The sequence below is a fragment of the Streptomyces sp. NPDC001732 genome, from assembly GCF_053596315.1.
The window spans coordinates 410,618-425,540 of sequence record NZ_JBSFFY010000001.1 but is presented as its reverse complement, the minus strand read 5'-3'; the positions used below and the strand labels follow the sequence as shown (position 1 = coordinate 425,540).

Below are 14,923 nucleotides of genomic sequence, written 5' to 3'. Positions count from 1 at the left end.
GCGCGGGGCCCGGACGCCCGCCCCGTCTGTCGTGCGTACGAAGGAGAATCGCCGTGCTCGTGCTGTTGCCGCCCTCCGAGGGAAAGGCCGCCTCGGGGCGCGGTGCGCCCCTGAAGCCGGAGTCGCTGTCGTTGCCGGGCCTGGCGGAGGCGCGGGCCGCGGTGCTCGACGAGCTGGTCGAGCTGTGCGCGTCGGACGAGGAGAAGGCCCGTGAGGTGCTCGGGCTGAGCGAGGGGCTGCGCGGCGAGGTCGCGAAGAACGTGGAGCTGCGCACGGCCGGGACGCGTCCGGCCGGGGAGATCTACACGGGGGTGCTGTACGACGCGCTGGACCTGGCCTCCCTGGACACGGCGGCCAAGCGGCGGGCGGGCAGGTCACTGCTGGTCTTCTCCGGGCTGTGGGGCGCGGTGCGGGTGGGCGACCGGATTCCCTCGTACCGCTGCTCGATGGGAGTGAAGCTGCCGGGGCTGGGTGCGCTCGGGGCGTACTGGCGCGGCCCGATGGCGCAGGTGATGCCGGAGGCGGCCGGGGACGGGCTCGTCCTGGACCTGCGGTCCGCCGCCTACACCGCGGCCTGGAAGCCGAAGGGCGAGGTGGCACAGCGCACGGCGAGCGTGCGGGTGCTGCACTCGCAGCTGGTGGACGGGGTGGAGAAGCGGTCGGTGGTCAGCCACTTCAACAAGGCGACCAAGGGGCGGATCGCCCGCGACCTGCTGGTCTCGGGGGCGTGCCCGGCGGGGCCCGCCGAGCTGGTGGAGGCGCTGCGGGAGCTGGGGTACGTCGTGGAGGCCGAAGCGCCCGCGCGGGCCGGGCGGGCCTGGTCGATCGATGTCGTGGTGGCGGAGATCCACTGAGCCGCCCGGCCCGCGGCGGGTGAGCTGTCGGAGCTGTGAGGGTCGAACCGTCACCCCATTACGTTGCAGCATGCGCAACGCTCGTTGCGTACAGTGCTGTGGTCGCGGCAGGATGAGCGCATGACCTCCTCTGCCTCCTCTGCCTCCTCTGCCTCCGCTGCTTCCGCCGCCCCTGCCGGCTCCGTGCTGGATCTGGCCCCCGTCGTTCCCGTGGTCGTCCTGGAGGACGCCGCCGACGCGGTGCCGCTCGCCCGCGCCCTGGTCGCGGGCGGGCTTCCGGCCATCGAGGTGACGTTGCGGACCGCCGCGGCCCTGGATGCGATCAGGGCGATCGCGGCCGAGGTGCCGGACGCGGTGGTCGGCGCCGGCACGGTGATCTCCGTTCGGAACGTCGCCGACACGGTCGCCGCGGGGGCGCGGTTCCTGGTCAGCCCCGGCTGGACGGAGCGGCTGCTGGACGCGATGAAGGCGTCGGGGGTGCCGTTCCTGCCGGGTGTCTCGACGACGTCCGAGGTGGTCGCGCTGCTGGAGCGCGGGGTCACCGAGATGAAGTTCTTCCCGGCCGAGGCGGCGGGCGGCACGGCGTATCTGAAGTCGCTCGCCTCGCCGCTGCCGCAGGCCCGGTTCTGCCCGACGGGCGGCATCTCGCCCGCCTCCGCGCCGTCGTACCTGGCGCTGCCCAACGTCGGCTGTGTGGGCGGAAGTTGGATGGTTCCGGCGGACGCGGTGGCGGCGAAGGACTGGGCGCGGGTGGAACGGCTGGCGAGCGAGGCGGCGGCCCTGCACGGCTGACCGCGCCCCAGGCCACGGACCTCACGCCACGGGCCACAGCCATAGCCCTCGGGCCTCAACGCCACGAGCTACAGCCCCCGGGCATCACGTCACGGGCCACAGGCCACGAACCTCACGCCGGGGGCCGCCGACTGCCGGTCCGCCCGGGGCCCGTTCCCGGGCGCCCCGGGCCCGTCGGCTACCTCAGGTGCGAGGTGTCGTTCAGGAGCCGGACCGACGCGTTCCCGTCCGCGTAGTACGCCACCGCGGAGATCGAGGCCGCCGAGAGTTCCATGCGGAACATGGCCTCCGGCGGGGCGCCGAGGGCCAGCCGGACCAGGGTCTTGATCGGCGTCACATGGGTGACCAGGAGGACCGTGCGGCCCGCGTAGCGGGTGGTGAGGCGGTCCCGGGTCGCCGCGACGCGGCGGGCCACCTCGGCGAAGCTCTCCCCGCCGCCGGTGGGGGCCGCCTTCGCGGAGCCGAGCCAGGCGTCCAGGTCGGGGCCGTAGCGCTCGCGCACCTCGGCGAAGGTCAGCCCCTCCCAGGCGCCGAAGTCCGTCTCGCGCAGGCCGTCCTCGATCCGGACCTCCAGACCGAGCCGGGCCGCGACCGCGCCCGCCGTCTCGCGGCAACGGCGCAGCGGTGAGCTGACGATCTCCTCGATCGTGCCGCGGGCGGCCAGTGCACCCGCGATGAGCTCGGCCTGGCGGTGGCCGACCGCCGAGAGTTCGGGGTCGCTGCCGCCGCTGCCCGAGAACCGCTTCTCGGGGGTGAGCGCCGTCTCGCCGTGCCGGAGCAGTACGAAGGTGGCGGGCGCGCCGAGATCGGGCGCCGCCGCCCAGCCCACCTGGGGCGCGGTGGTGGCGCCCGCCACGGGTGCCGCGCCCGCGGGGGCGACCGGCGCCGTACCCGTGGCGCCCGCGGCCGGGGCCGTAACGGCAGCCGTACCGGCAACCCCCGCGCTCGTTCCCGCGCGGCCGGAGAGGGCGGCGCGGGCCTTCGCCGCGCCCGCCGCCGCATCGCCGGGCGGGCCGGAGACCGGCGGCAGGTCCAGGGCCGGCGCGGGCCGAGGGGTATCGAGGGAGGCCGTCGAGGCCGACGGCTCCCACTGCTTGCCGCGCCTGCCCGCGTCCATCGCCTCGTTGGCGAGCCGGTCCGCGTGCTTGTTCTTCTCGCGCGGGATCCACTCGTACGTGACGGCGGAGGGCGGCAGGATCCTGGCGGCCTCCGCCGCGAGCGGCTTCATGTCGGGGTGCTTGATCTTCCAGCGGCCCGACATCTGTTCCACGACCAGTTTGGAGTCCATCCGGACCCGCACCTGGAGCGCACCGTCCGCCGAGGCGTCCGGCACCAGCGCCTTCGCCGCCTTCAGGCCCGCGATGAGGCCCTTGTACTCGGCGACGTTGTTCGTCGCGACGCCGATGTACTCGGCGGCCTCGGCGAGGGTCTCCCCCGTCACCGGATCGATGACGACCGCTCCGTAACCGGCGGGACCCGGGTTGCCCCGGGAACCGCCGTCGGCCTCGACGACGAACTGGCGCGGCTGGGTCATTACAGGCCCGACTCCGCCGTACGGACCAGGATGCGGCGGCAGTTCTCGCAGCGCAGCACGGTGTCCGGGGCCGCCGCCTTCACCTCGTTGATCTCGGTGATGTTCAGTTCGAGGCGGCAGCCCTCGCAGCGGCGCTGGTAGAGGCGGGCCGCACCGACGCCGCCCTGCTGCTCGCGGAGCTTGTCGTACAGCTTCAGCAGGTCGGCGGGGACGGAACCGGCTACGACCTCGCGCTCCTTGGTGACCGTCGCGGCCTCGGCGTCGAGCTCCCTGGTCGCGGCGTCGCGGCGGGCGGTCGCGTCGTCGACCTTGGCCTGGACGGCGGAGACCCGCTCGGACAGTTCGGTGACGCGCTCCTGGGCGGACTCGCGGCGCTCCATCACTTCGAGGACGACGTCCTCCAGGTCGCCCTGGCGCTTGGCCAGCGAGGCGATCTCGCGCTGGAGGCTCTCCAGGTCCTTCGGCGAGGTGATCGCGCCGGAGTCGAGGCGCTGCTGGTCGCGGGCGGCGCGCTGGCGCACCTGGTCGACGTCCTGCTCCGCCTTGGTCTGCTCGCGGGCGGTGTCGCTCTCCTCGGTCTGCGAGGCGACCAGCAGGTCGCGCAGCTGCGCGAGGTCGCTGGTGAGCGCCTCGATCTCGGCGTGCTCGGGCAGCGACTTGCGCCGGTGCGCGAGCTGCGACAGGCGTACGTCGAGGGCCTGGACGTCGAGGAGTCGGATCTGGTCGGCGGGCGCGGCGTTCAGTTGGGGGCTCCAGAAGAGTGGTGGGTGGTGGTGGTCCAGGGGTCGGTGACCTGCTTCGAGACATGGACCCGCAGGCCCCATCCGTGGCGGTCGGAAATCGCGTCGAGCTGCGCTGCGGCCTGCTCGCACCAGGGCCACTCGGTGGCCCAGTGGGCGGCGTCGATCAGGCCGAGCGGGGAGTGCTGGACGGCCTCGGAGGCCGGGTGGTGGCGCAGGTCGGCGGTGAGGAAGGCGTCGACGCCCGCGGCGCGCACCGCGTCGAAGAGGCTGTCGCCGGAACCGCCGCTGACCGCGACGGTGCGCACCGTCGCCGCCGGGTCGCCCGCGAGCCGGATGCCCTGCGCGGTGGCGGGCAGCCGGGCAGCGGCACGGGCGGCGAACCCGGCCAGGGTCTCGGGGTGGTCGAGCACGCAGATCCGGCCGAGTCCGCGACGGCCCTTCGGGTCGGACGGGTCCGGCACGAGCGGACCCTCGACGCGGAGGTCGAGCGCGCCGGCCAGCGCGTCCGAGACGCCCGGGTCGGCGGTGTCGGCGTTGGTGTGGGCCACGTGCAGCGCGATGTCACGCTTGATGAGGGTGTGCACGACCCGACCCTTGAAGGTGTCGGCCGCGACCGTCGTCGTACCCCGCAGGTAGAGCGGGTGGTGGGTGACGATCAGCTGGGCACCGAGCCGGATCGCCTCGTCGGCGATCGCCTGGACGGGATCGACGGCGAACAGCACCCGGTCGACCTCGGCGTCGGGGTCTCCGCACACGGTGCCGACCGCGTCCCAGCTCTCGGCCCTTTCGGGCGGCCAGAGGGCGTCGAGTTCGGCGAGGACATCAGACAGGCGGGGCACAAGCAAAGGCTACCTGCCCCCGGTGTCCCGTCGTCCAGGGCTCCGGCGCCCGGCGGCCCGGCGGACGGGCCACGGCCTGCACGGAACCGCCCTCCGGGCCGGTGCCGCGCCCCGGGGACGGCCCGGTTGACGACCCGGGGACGATCCGGTGGACGAGCCGGGGCGGGCAATGGACGACCCCGCGGGTGAACACCGGACGACCCCGCCGGCAGGCACCGGGTGATCCTGCGGGCGGGGAACCGGGAAGTCGTTACTTCACGAGGTCGGCACGGAGGTCGTCGAGGACCAGGTTCGCGGCCGTGACGCCGAGACCGAGGTACCAGGTCTCGTCGGGGACGTCCTTGGCCCGGCCCTCCTTGACCGCCTCGAGGTTCTTCCACAGCGGGTTGGACTGGGTGGTGTCCCGCTCGGTGGCCTTCACCTCGCCGTAGACGCCGGTGAAGATCCAGTCGGCGTCGGCCTCGTCGATCTTCTCCGGGCTGATCTCCGCGGCGAGGTCGTCGATCTGCTGGTTCTCGGGCCGCGGCAGGCCGACGTCCTCCAGGATCGTGCCGATGAAGGACGCCTTGGCGTAGAGGCGGATCCGGTCCGGCATGTAGCGGACCATGGAGATGGTCGGCTTCTTCGGGCCGATGTCCTCGCCGAGCTTCTCGGCCTTCTTCTCGTAGGCGTCCAGCTCCTCCTTCGCCTTGGCGGTCCTGTCCAGCGCTGCGGCGTTGAGGAGGTAGTTCTCCTTCCAGGTGAAGCCCGGACGGATGGAGAACACGGTCGGCGCGATCTTGGAGAGCGCCTCGTACTTGTCGGCGGCGCGCAGCTGGCTGCCGAGGATCAGGTCGGGCTTCAGGCCGGCGATCGCCTCCAGGTTGAGGTTGTTGATCGTGCCGACGTTCTTGGGGTTGCCCGCGTCCTTCTTCAGGTACGAGGGAATGACCGCGTCGCCCTCGGAGGGCGCGTAGCCGACCGGCTTCACGCCCAGCGACACGACGTTGTCGAACTCGCCGACGTCCAGCACGACGACCCGCTCGGGGGCGGATTTGAGCTCGGTCCTGCCCATGGCGTGGGTGAGGGTGCGGGGGTACTCGCCGGCCTTGGCGTCCGTCCCGAACTCCGCGGTCTTCTTCGCGGCGTCGGCGAAGTCCTTGCCCCCGGTGGCGACGGCCGCCTTCTTGTCGCCGCCGTTGCCGGAGCCGGCCGCGCCGTCCGATTTCCCGTCGTCGCTCCCGCAGGCCGAAAGGGAAAGGGCGGCGGCCACCACCAGGCCGACTGCGGCGGTACCGCGGCGACGAAGGGACATCACTTGCTCCAGTCGAGGGTCACAGAGGCTTAGCTTAGGAATGCCTAACCTTAATACCCTCGGATCTTGCCCAGCACAGGCACCCCAATACCCTCGGATCTTGCCCAGCACAGGCACCCCCTCGCTCTCAGGCAAACCTGGACACCGCCACCCTTATGTGTGAAGTGGCAGGTCTCGTGTTGTTCGGCAGGAAGTGCGAAAACTAGCTTCGGTCGCCGGAGGTGACCATTCCATGACTGCCTGTGCCATCGAGAACGGGACTGCGAGGGCGACCGGAGCCGCCGGGGACGCCACGGACGCGGTCCTGGAGAGCGGCGGACCGGACGTGTCCGGGATCCCGGCCGTGTCCGGCCCGCCGCCCGGCACGCCCACGGAGCCCGTGGCCGCCGGGAGCGCGACGGGCGGGGTCGCGGTTCCCGGAGGGGGCCCGGCTGCTGCCGGAGGTACGACCCCCGAGGGCAGGGCGGCGGCCGGAAGCATCCCGGCCGGGACCACCGCGACGGGAAACCCCGGGAGCGACCCGGCCGGCACCACCGCGACCGGAACCACCGGAGCCAACGCTTCCGGGCCCGTCGCCTTCCAGTCCGTCACCGCCCGGCCCGCCCCCGGTCGGCCCGTCACCGCCCGTCCCGCCACTGGCCTGACGGCTGCCACCGGTCCGACGACCACCCCCGGGCGCCCCGTCGCCAAGCGGCCCGGCGCCACCGGGGTCGTCACTTCCCGGGGCGTCGCCCGTCGAGTCGCCGCAGCCAGGATCGCCGCCCCCGGGGCCGCCTCCGGTCTCCCCGCGTCGTTCGCCTCCGGGGTGTCCATCGCCGTACGGCCCGCCCCGGCGCTGCCGTCCGGGGCGTCCGGCGCCGCCCGCCCGGCCGAGGGGCCCGCGCCGACCGTGCCCGCCCTTCCCGCCGCGCTCCCCCCGGCGCTCGCTCCGGCGTCTGCGCCCGCGCCCACGCCCGCGTTCACGATCTCCGCGGACGGTGCGTACGCGGCCCGGCTCGCCCTCGCCGACGTGGCGGCGGCCGAGGCGTCCGACGGAGCCGCCGGGACCGCCGGCCAGGCGTGGTTCGTGGAACGCTGGACGCTCGACGGGCCCGAGCCGTACGCCGTGCCGCTCCCCCTCGACCAGCCGGAGGAGGCCGACTCCGAGGTGCTGCCGCTGACCGACGGGCGGGTACTGATCCGGCGCCGGGTCGCGGACCGGCACGCGGTGTCGCTGCTCTACCCGACCGGCCCCGGTACGGGTGAACTCCCCCTCGGCACCGTCGAATGCGCCGACCTGACCCTGTTGCCGCCGTGCCCGGACGGGGTGAGCGCGTACGCCCTGTCGGCCGGTGCGCACTCCACCTCCGTCTGGCTGGTGGCGGGCGGCGCCTTCGGCCCGGAACACGTCGCGGAGGTCCCGGGGCGCTGCTCCGGCGGCGTCTGGCTGGACCGGGCGGGGCGGATGCTGGCCCTGGACCGCGGGATGCCGGGCGGCGGGCCGGTCAAGGCCGTCGCCGTGGACCTGGAACGGGGCGGCGAGGTGACACCGCTGCTGCAGATCGCCCCCGGCAGCAACGACCGGCTGCTGCTCGCCGATCCGGACAGCGGGCTGCTGCTGATCCGCTCGGACGCGCCTGGGCACGACCGGCTCGGGTGGGGCGTGCTGGGCAGCAGTCTGCCGGTGCGCTTCCCCGAGTGTCTGCGCCTGCCCGAGGCGGCGGTGACACCGTTCGCCGTACAGCCGGGGCAGATGCTGATGCCGGAGAGCTGCGCGGTGGCCCTGCGGATCGACGGGGCGGCGGGCAGTTGGGTCGGGGTGTGGCGCCCGGCGGGGCGCCGGCTGCATCAACTCGCCGCCCCCGAGGGGTGGCAGGCGGGTCACGGGGTGTGGAGCCGGGACGGCGTGCTCGGGCTTCCGTACTCCGACGGGGACGTGCCGTGCGGCGTGGCGCTGTTGGAGGCACCGGCGGACGAGGAGCATCATGTGCTGCCGTCGTCGGCGGCGTGCGCGGAAAGCGGTATGGAACCGTCCGCCACCGCTTCGCCTCTACCGACGTGCAAACCGGTTCCATTGGGGCAGGCGCCTCTCGTCGGGCGCGCGATTCCTGGTTAAATCTCTGGGCCCGGGTAGCGCGGTCGTGACGCGTGGTCGCCGATGGCGGCCGTGCCGTGCGCGGCGGCGTGACCGACCCTGGTGACACATGTAAGCAACCACAACGGGGTGACTTCCCACATGTCTGAAGCCCGAACCGACACGACCCAGACCCGTCCCCAGGACGCGGACCGGGCCGAAGCCGGCGGCTCCGGAAAGCACCGAGGAGGCGAGTCGGTGGACGAGACGGCGGCACAGCCGCACGGCCGCCACCGGCGCCCCTCCGAGGGGGACGGCAGGGCGGCCTGACCGCACGGAACATCAACGAGGGACGGGTGGGCCCCGGCAGTCGGACGGCTGCCGGGGCCCACCCGTTTTCCGTTCAGGTCCTTCCGGACGCCCCGGCTTCGGATGTCCCTGCCCAGGCCCCTCCGGCCGCCCCCGGCCCCGTCGCGGGTGTCCTCGTCAGCCCCGTTTCAGGCCGAGCACCTCCGCCGCGGCGAAGGTCTCGTTCGGCGGGCGGTCCTCGTAGTACGGAGAGATCAGCTCGTCCAGCTCGTCGAAGGTGAACGTCTCCTTCGCCGAGTCGAACTTCGCCGCCACCCTGGGGCGTTCGACGACGGCGACCATTCCGCCGTGCACGACCAGCAGTTGTCCGTTGACCTTGGCGGCGGCCGGTGAGGCCAGGTAGCCGACCAGCGGCGAGACGTGCTCGGGGGCGAGCGCGTCGAGCCGGCCGTCCTCCGGCAGCTCGAAGCCCGCGAAGACGTCCTCGGTCATCCGGGTGCGGGCCCGCGGGCAGATGGCGTTGGCGGTGACGCCGTACCTGGCCAGGGCCAGGGCCGTGGAGGTGGTGAGGCCGACGATGCCGCCCTTGGCCGCCGCGTAGTTCGGCTGGCCCGCCGAACCGGCCAGGAACGCCTCCGACGAGGTGTTGACGATCCGGCCGTAGACGGGGCCGCCGGACTCCTTGGCACGGGCCCGCCAGTGCGCGGCGGCGAAGTGCGTGGTGTTGAAGTGGCCCCGGAGGTGGACCCTGATGACGGAGTCCCACTCGTCCTCGGTCATCGAGAAGATCATCCGGTCGCGCAGGATGCCCGCGTTGTTGACCAGGATGTCGAGCTTTCCGCAGGTGTCGACGGCCAGTTGCACGAGCGCCCCGGCCTGCTGGTGGTCGGAGACGTCGCCGACGTGCGCGACCGCCCGGCCGCCCGCGGCCCGGATCTCCTCGGCGACCTCCTCGGCCGGGCCCGCGGACGCCTCGCCGGAGCCGTCGCGGCCCGGTCGCCCGTAGTCGTTGACGATCACGAACGCGCCGAGCCCCGCCAGTTCCAGCGCTTCGGCGCGTCCGAGGCCGCGGCCCGCACCGGTGACGATCGCGGACATGCCGTCCAGGGGAAGTGACATCGGAATCTCGGGGTCCTCTCAGGAGGGAGCAGGGTGGGAAGGTCAGAGTTCGACGCAGGTGCGCAGCGATTCGCCGGTCCGCATCTGGTCGAGGGCGTCGTTGATCCCGTCGAGCCGCACCCGGTGGGTGATCATCGATTCGAGGTCGATCCGGCCGGCCCGCCAGAGCGCGATGGCCCGTTCGTACGAGCGGGTCACGTCCCCTCCCCCGTACATGGAGGGCAGGATGCGCTTCTCGTCGAAGAACAGCTCGAACATGTTGACCTGGAAGTTGTCGTCCATCGCGCCCGCGCCGACGATGCAGAGGGTGCCGCCGCGCCGGGTGTGGTCGTACGCCGTGCGGGCGGTGGCCGACTTGCCGACGACCTCGAAGACGTAGTCGAAGCCCTCGCCGGAGGTGATCCGCTGCTTGGCGTCGGTGAGTTCCTCGGGGGCCAGGGCCTCCGTCGCGCCGAACCGCAGCGCCGCCTCGCGCCGGGAGGCCACCGGGTCCACGGCGACGATCTGGGCGGCGCCCCGCACCCGGGCCCCCTGGATCGTGGAGATGCCGACGCCGCCGCAGCCGATCACGGCGACCGACGAACCGGCCTCCACCTGCGCGGTGTTGATGGCCGCGCCCAGTCCGGTGGTCACCCCGCAGCCGATCAGCGCGGCGATCTCGAACGGTACGTCGTCGGGGATCGGTACGGCGCAGCCCGCGCCGACGACGACCTCCTCGGTGAAGGTGCCGGTGCCCGCGAAGCCGAAGACGTCCTTGCCGGGGCGCTTGAAGTTGGGCGTGCCCGCGTTCATGAAACCGGCCAGGCAGAGCTGGGTCTGCCCCCGTCGGCACGACGGGCATTCCCCGCACGCGGGCAGCCAGCAGACCAGCACCCGGTCCCCCGCGCTCAGTCCGGTGACGCCGTCGCCGACGTCGAGGACCTCGCCCGCGCCCTCGTGGCCGGGGATGAACGGGGCGGGCTGCGGCAGCACTCCGCTCATCGCCGAGACGTCGGAGTGGCACAGTCCGGTGGCCCGGATGCGGAGCCTGACCTTGCCGGGGCCGAAGCCCACCGCCTCGACGTCGTCGAGGACCTCCAGTTTGTCCTGGCCTATCTCGTGCAGTACGGCGGCGCGCATGGTGCGGCTCCTCTCGTGGGGCCGTGTCGTGGGCCCGCGTCATGGGCCCCCGGAACGCGTGGAGTTGGTTCAGGAGTGTTCGACGAAGGTGTCCCCGAGAACCGTGGCGTCGTCCCGTTCCACGGCTCTCACCTCGACCCGCACCTGGTTCTCGGCGGTCCACATCTCGATGCGGAGGGTCTCGCCGGGGTAGACGACGCCGGTGAAACGGGTGCGGTAGGAGCGGATGCGGGAGACGTCGCCGCCGAGCACCGTGTCGGTGACGGCCTTGAGGGTCATGCCGTAGGTGCACAGCCCGTGCAGGATCGGCCGGTCGAATCCGGCGCGCGCGGCGAACTCCGGGTCGGCGTGCAGCGGGTTCCAGTCCCCGGAGAGCCGGTACAGCAGCGCCTGGTCCGGGCGGATCGGCCGTTCCACGACGTGGTGGGGGGCGACGGCGGCGTGGGCGGTCCGTTCGGACGGGCCGCGGTCGCCGCCGAAGCCGCCCTCGCCCCGGACGTAGATCTGGGCGTCGTTGGTCCACAGCGGGCCCTCTTCGTCGGCGGCCTCGGCGCGCAGCACCAGCACGGCCGCCTTGCCCTTGTCGTGGACCGCGGCGATCCTCGAGGTCTGTACGGCGCTGCCGCGCACCGGGATCGGCCGGTGCACCCGCACGCTCTGCCCCCCGTGCAGAACGGCGGCGAGGTCGATGTCGATGCCGGGCGAGGAGAGTCCCCCGAGGGACCCCATGCCCCCGCCCGCGACGGTGGCGAAGGAGGGCAGCACGTGGAGCCGGGACTCCAGTGTGTAGCGCAGTTCGCCGGGGTCGACGGCGGGGTCGGCCGGTTCGGGACCGGCACCGGCGCCGATCCCGAGGTGGTAGAGCTGCACGTCCTTGTGGTCCCAGCCGATCCGGGCGGACCGGGGTTCGGCGGCGAGGGCCTTTTCGGCGTCGATGGGCATGGGAGAGCCGCTCCTTGATGGTGGGAAGACCCCGGCGCGGCCGTCCGCACCGTCGGCCGCACCGAGGTCGCGCGGGACCGGCCGCGACGCCCGTTCTAGAACGCGTTCTAGCCGGTGAACCCATGTATAACGCAGCGCCCGGCAGTTGTGAACACCTTTACTGACGTATCGTCAGATCCATTGCGGGGAAGGGTCGTCGCCCCGGCCCGGCCTCGAACCCGGCCGGTACATTTGTCACGGCGAAGTCCCTACGCACGTCTCTGTCCGGCCCCCGGCGTGCTCCGTAGCGTCGTTCCCATGAAACCGACAACGGGGAACGGAACCGCGGTGGCCCTCACCGGGGTGGTCAAGACCTTCGGCCGGGCGGGACGGACGGTGCGGGCCGTGGACGGGATCGACCTGTCCGTCGGCCGCGGCGAGACCGTCGCCCCGCTCGGCCGCAACGGCGCGGGCAAGTCCACCACCATCGGCCTCCTGCTGGGGCTGGACGAGCCGGACACCGGCCGGGTGCGGGCGCTGGGCTCCGCCATGTCGATCGGTACGGGGGTCGCCTCCGACAAGACGCTCGGTTGGCTCCAGCAGTTGCGGGTCACCCCGCTCGCCCCCGCGCAGGCGGTCGTGGGCCGGGCGGTCAGCGGTTCGGTGACCGTCCTGCCGACGATCCTCACGGTGCTGCTGGCCGGCGGGCTGCTCAACGGGGTGCGGCTGGACGCCTGGCAGTGGGTCCTGCTGGTGCTGCTGCTGTGGCTCGGCGCGCTGCCGTTCACCCTGCTCGGCCTCGGCAACGGGTACCGGCTCACACCGCAGGGCACCGGGGTGGTCAACGTGGCCTGCCTGATGGGCTTCGCGATCGTCGGCGGGCTGTGGTTCCCGCTGGAGCTGCTGCCCGAATGGCTGCGCTCCGTCGGCAGGTTCACCCCCGCCAACCGGTTCGCCGACCTGGGCTGGGCGACCACCGAAGGCCACGCGCCGGGAATCGGTACGATCGCGCTCCTGGGCGCGTGGCTGCTGCTGTTCGGCACGTACGCCGTGATCTCGTACCGTCGGTCCGCGAGGACCCTGTGACAGGAGCGGAGATGCCCGGGAACCTACGGGGTGAGTGCGAGGACGGACGGCCGCGCCCGTGGCGGCGTCGGCGCGGAAAGCGGCGTCCCGGCCCGCCCGGACCGTACACCCTGCTGCCCTGGCTGCTGATGGGCATGGGCGCCTTCTCCAACCTCTTCCAGGGCGAGGCGGCCAATCCGTGGCTCGGCGGGCTCGGGCTGCTGACCTTCAACTCCCTCTACGTCTCCGTGGTGTTCCGCGGCTTCGACAGGAGGAAGCGCGAGAGCCCGGTCACGTACTGGCTGCTCGGCGCGATGGCCGCCGTGACGTTCGCGCTGGCGATCGGCTACGGGGGCAGCTGGCTGCTGTTCTTCCCGCTGCTCTCGCTGGCCTGCGGCACCGTCCTGCGCCAGCGGAGGCTGGCGGCCGGTCTCCTCTCCCTCGCCGTGGCCGCCACCGCCGTCGCGGTGTGGCGCGGCCACGGCGGCTCGGACCCGTGGACGATCGGGTACGGCACCTTCATCTCCGGGGCGGTGACCGCCGCGATCCTCACCCTCGCGGAGACGGTGACGGAACTGCGCGCCACCCGGCAGGAACTGGCCCGTACCGCCGTCGAGAAGGAGCGGCTGCGGTTCTCCCGCGACCTGCACGACCTGCTGGGGCACACGCTCTCCGTGATCGTGGTCAAGTCGGAGGCCGCGCGCCGGCTCGCGCCGCGCGACATGGACGCCGCGCTCGCCCAGGTCACCGACATCGAGTCCGTCGGCCGCCAGGCCCTCACCGAGATCCGTGAGGCCGTGACGGGTTACCGGGAGGGGAGTCTGGCGACCGAACTGGACCGGGCCCGCTCCGCCCTGACCGCCGCCGGGATCGAGCCGGCGCTCCGCCGCTCGGGGCCGCCGCTCCCCCCGCAGACGGAGGCGCTGCTGGGCTGGGTGGTGCGGGAGGCGGTCACCAACGTGGTGCGCCACTCCCACGCCGCCACCTGCTCGTTCACGGTCGACGGCAACGCCGAACGGGTCCGGCTGACGGTCGTGGACGACGGCCGCGGCGCCGATCCGGACGCACCTGCCATCCCCGGCATCGGCGGAACCGGCCTGACCGGCCTGACCGAGCGCCTCGCCGCGGCGGGCGGCTCGCTCCGGGCGGGCCCGGGGGCCGGGGGCGGCTTCGTCGTCACGGCGGAACTGCCCGCGGACGGCCCCGCACCGGACGACGGGGAACCGGCCCCCGACCGGGCCGTGGGCCACGCACCGGGGCAGTGACCGGAAACCCGCGGGCGGAGCCCCGGAGGCACTTCGGGACACCCCTTACGGCACGTACTTCTCCCAGCGGGTCCAGGTGCCGCCCTCCAGTTGGGAGTAGATCCGGGTGCTTCCCGCGGTGACCGCGTACACCCGGTGGTATCCGCTGGGGCGGATCTCATAGGTGTCCATGGTGTAGGCCACTCCGTTGCTCACCCGGACAGGACCGTTGCTGGTACCCGAAATGCGGTACACGTAGGAGTTCGGCGGGCTGACGAAGAACACTTCGTCCCTGATGCCGTCACGGGTCCAGTCGGCATTCACCCACTTGCTTCCGCACACCACAGGAACGATGTGCCCGAAAGCCTCGATCCGACAGGACGGCGCCCGCCCCGAAGACGGGCCGTGAGATGCGCCTTGTGACGGCGCCGCCGACATGAAGGTCATCCCCACGATGCCCGCAGCCGCCATTGCCAGCTTGCGAAATTGCATTTACGTCCCCCTGCGAAGACCGACGTTCACATTTCCTACGAGCCGAGACGCGGATTCCTCACCCATTTGGTGTGGGACTTCTTCTCCGGGGTCCTGGAGCCGAAGAACTCGACACGTGCATAGGCCAGCATGTCCTGGTGTTCGAAGTAGGTGAGGAAGACGTCACGCCATTCCTTGCACGCCTTGTCGCCGATGGGCACCCGGAAGATCGACGGGGCGGTCTCGATCCGGGCGGTGCCGCCCCGAGTGACGTATCCCTGGAGTTGAGCCGTTGCCTGGGCCTTGTCCCCCGGGGTCGCGTCGCACAGTTGGAGGGTGATGTTTTCGAGGCGGTTGACGTTCGCCCAATCGCCGCTCCAATCGACCCTGATGTCACCGGCCGTCCCGGACGGGAACTGTGTCGCGGCCACGGCCGGCCCCGTCAGCGTCGCGGTCGATGCGCTCATCACCGCAGCGATTACGGCAATTCCCCTGGCCAAGATCCTGTTCATCCCCAAGACGATTCCCTTCTCCCGAAGTTGATCGTTCGACCCTCACGATCGGCC

Annotated in this window: 15 protein-coding genes; 6 read left to right on the top strand and 9 right to left on the bottom strand. The window is 72.7% G+C overall.

Going from position 1 to position 14,923, the window contains the following annotated elements; translation table 11 throughout:
* Nucleotides 1–53 precede the first annotated feature (53 nt).
* Nucleotides 54–854 carry a peroxide stress protein YaaA gene (yaaA, locus tag ACWCXX_RS01780; protein ID WP_451123194.1) on the top strand — a complete coding sequence of 267 codons (801 nt, stop codon included), beginning with the start codon at nucleotides 54–56 and terminating at the stop codon, nucleotides 852–854.
* Between the two features lie 120 nt (nucleotides 855–974).
* The gene (gene eda, locus ACWCXX_RS01775; RefSeq protein ID WP_451123192.1) at nucleotides 975–1,646 is read left to right on the top strand and encodes a bifunctional 4-hydroxy-2-oxoglutarate aldolase/2-dehydro-3-deoxy-phosphogluconate aldolase; all 672 of its coding nucleotides are present in this window, start codon (nucleotides 975–977) and stop codon (nucleotides 1,644–1,646) included.
* Between the two features lie 178 nt (nucleotides 1,647–1,824).
* Here the strand turns inward: eda and ACWCXX_RS01770 are convergent, their stop codons facing one another.
* The 4 genes from ACWCXX_RS01770 to ACWCXX_RS01755 all read right to left on the bottom strand — a co-directional run bounded on the left by ACWCXX_RS01770 (nucleotide 1,825) and on the right by ACWCXX_RS01755 (nucleotide 6,056).
* The gene (locus ACWCXX_RS01770) at nucleotides 1,825–3,180 is read right to left on the bottom strand and encodes a bifunctional RNase H/acid phosphatase (RefSeq protein ID WP_451123190.1); all 1,356 of its coding nucleotides are present in this window, start codon (nucleotides 3,178–3,180) and stop codon (nucleotides 1,825–1,827) included.
* On the bottom strand, nucleotides 3,180–3,923 hold the full coding sequence (locus ACWCXX_RS01765) for a zinc ribbon domain-containing protein (protein ID WP_451123562.1): 744 nt from the start codon (nucleotides 3,921–3,923) through the stop codon (nucleotides 3,180–3,182). Before ACWCXX_RS01765 ends, ACWCXX_RS01770 begins: the two co-directional genes overlap by 1 nt.
* Entirely contained in the window at nucleotides 3,920–4,762 is an 843-nt protein-coding gene (locus ACWCXX_RS01760; protein ID WP_451123188.1) for a Nif3-like dinuclear metal center hexameric protein, read from the bottom strand. The genes ACWCXX_RS01765 and ACWCXX_RS01760 overlap by 4 nt, the downstream gene beginning before the upstream one ends.
* A 250-nt stretch (nucleotides 4,763–5,012) precedes the next feature.
* Nucleotides 5,013–6,056 carry an ABC transporter substrate-binding protein gene (locus ACWCXX_RS01755; protein WP_451123186.1) on the bottom strand — a complete coding sequence of 348 codons (1,044 nt, stop codon included), beginning with the start codon at nucleotides 6,054–6,056 and terminating at the stop codon, nucleotides 5,013–5,015.
* Nucleotides 6,057–6,861: 805 nt separating this feature from the next.
* Between ACWCXX_RS01755 and ACWCXX_RS01750 the strand changes: the two genes are divergently transcribed.
* Both ACWCXX_RS01750 and ACWCXX_RS01745 read left to right on the top strand, forming a co-directional pair.
* Nucleotides 6,862–8,151 carry a hypothetical protein gene (locus ACWCXX_RS01750; protein WP_451123560.1) on the top strand — a complete coding sequence of 430 codons (1,290 nt, stop codon included), beginning with the start codon at nucleotides 6,862–6,864 and terminating at the stop codon, nucleotides 8,149–8,151.
* 120 nt (nucleotides 8,152–8,271) lie between these two features.
* The gene (locus ACWCXX_RS01745; RefSeq protein WP_356932642.1) at nucleotides 8,272–8,439 is read left to right on the top strand and encodes a hypothetical protein; all 168 of its coding nucleotides are present in this window, start codon (nucleotides 8,272–8,274) and stop codon (nucleotides 8,437–8,439) included.
* Nucleotides 8,440–8,595: 156 nt separating this feature from the next.
* Here ACWCXX_RS01745 and ACWCXX_RS01740 read toward each other — a convergent pair whose 3' ends face one another.
* The 3 genes from ACWCXX_RS01740 to ACWCXX_RS01730 all read right to left on the bottom strand — a co-directional run bounded on the left by ACWCXX_RS01740 (nucleotide 8,596) and on the right by ACWCXX_RS01730 (nucleotide 11,598).
* The gene (locus ACWCXX_RS01740; RefSeq protein ID WP_451123184.1) at nucleotides 8,596–9,537 is read right to left on the bottom strand and encodes a 3-oxoacyl-ACP reductase; all 942 of its coding nucleotides are present in this window, start codon (nucleotides 9,535–9,537) and stop codon (nucleotides 8,596–8,598) included.
* A 42-nt stretch (nucleotides 9,538–9,579) separates the two neighbouring features.
* Nucleotides 9,580–10,656 carry a Zn-dependent alcohol dehydrogenase gene (locus tag ACWCXX_RS01735; protein WP_451123182.1) on the bottom strand — a complete coding sequence of 359 codons (1,077 nt, stop codon included), beginning with the start codon at nucleotides 10,654–10,656 and terminating at the stop codon, nucleotides 9,580–9,582.
* A 69-nt stretch (nucleotides 10,657–10,725) separates the two neighbouring features.
* On the bottom strand, nucleotides 10,726–11,598 hold the full coding sequence (locus ACWCXX_RS01730; protein ID WP_451123180.1) for a MaoC/PaaZ C-terminal domain-containing protein: 873 nt from the start codon (nucleotides 11,596–11,598) through the stop codon (nucleotides 10,726–10,728).
* Nucleotides 11,599–11,895: 297 nt separating this feature from the next.
* On the opposite strand from ACWCXX_RS01730, the gene ACWCXX_RS01725 reads away from it, so the two are divergent.
* Complete coding sequence (locus tag ACWCXX_RS01725) at nucleotides 11,896–12,663, top strand: ATP-binding cassette domain-containing protein (RefSeq protein ID WP_451123178.1); 768 nt, start codon at nucleotides 11,896–11,898, stop codon at nucleotides 12,661–12,663.
* A gap of 11 nt (nucleotides 12,664–12,674) precedes the next feature.
* Nucleotides 12,675–13,907 (top strand): sensor histidine kinase, encoded by a 1,233-nt coding sequence (locus ACWCXX_RS01720; protein WP_451123176.1) that lies wholly within the window; start codon nucleotides 12,675–12,677, stop codon nucleotides 13,905–13,907.
* Nucleotides 13,908–13,952: 45 nt separating this feature from the next.
* Here the strand turns inward: ACWCXX_RS01720 and ACWCXX_RS01715 are convergent, their stop codons facing one another.
* Nucleotides 13,953–14,228, bottom strand: a complete 276-nt coding sequence (locus ACWCXX_RS01715) for a hypothetical protein (protein ID WP_451123174.1) — start codon at nucleotides 14,226–14,228, stop codon at nucleotides 13,953–13,955.
* A gap of 185 nt (nucleotides 14,229–14,413) precedes the next feature.
* Nucleotides 14,414–14,824 (bottom strand): hypothetical protein, encoded by a 411-nt coding sequence (locus ACWCXX_RS01710; RefSeq protein ID WP_451123172.1) that lies wholly within the window; start codon nucleotides 14,822–14,824, stop codon nucleotides 14,414–14,416.
* Between the last annotated feature and the right edge of the window lie 99 nt (nucleotides 14,825–14,923).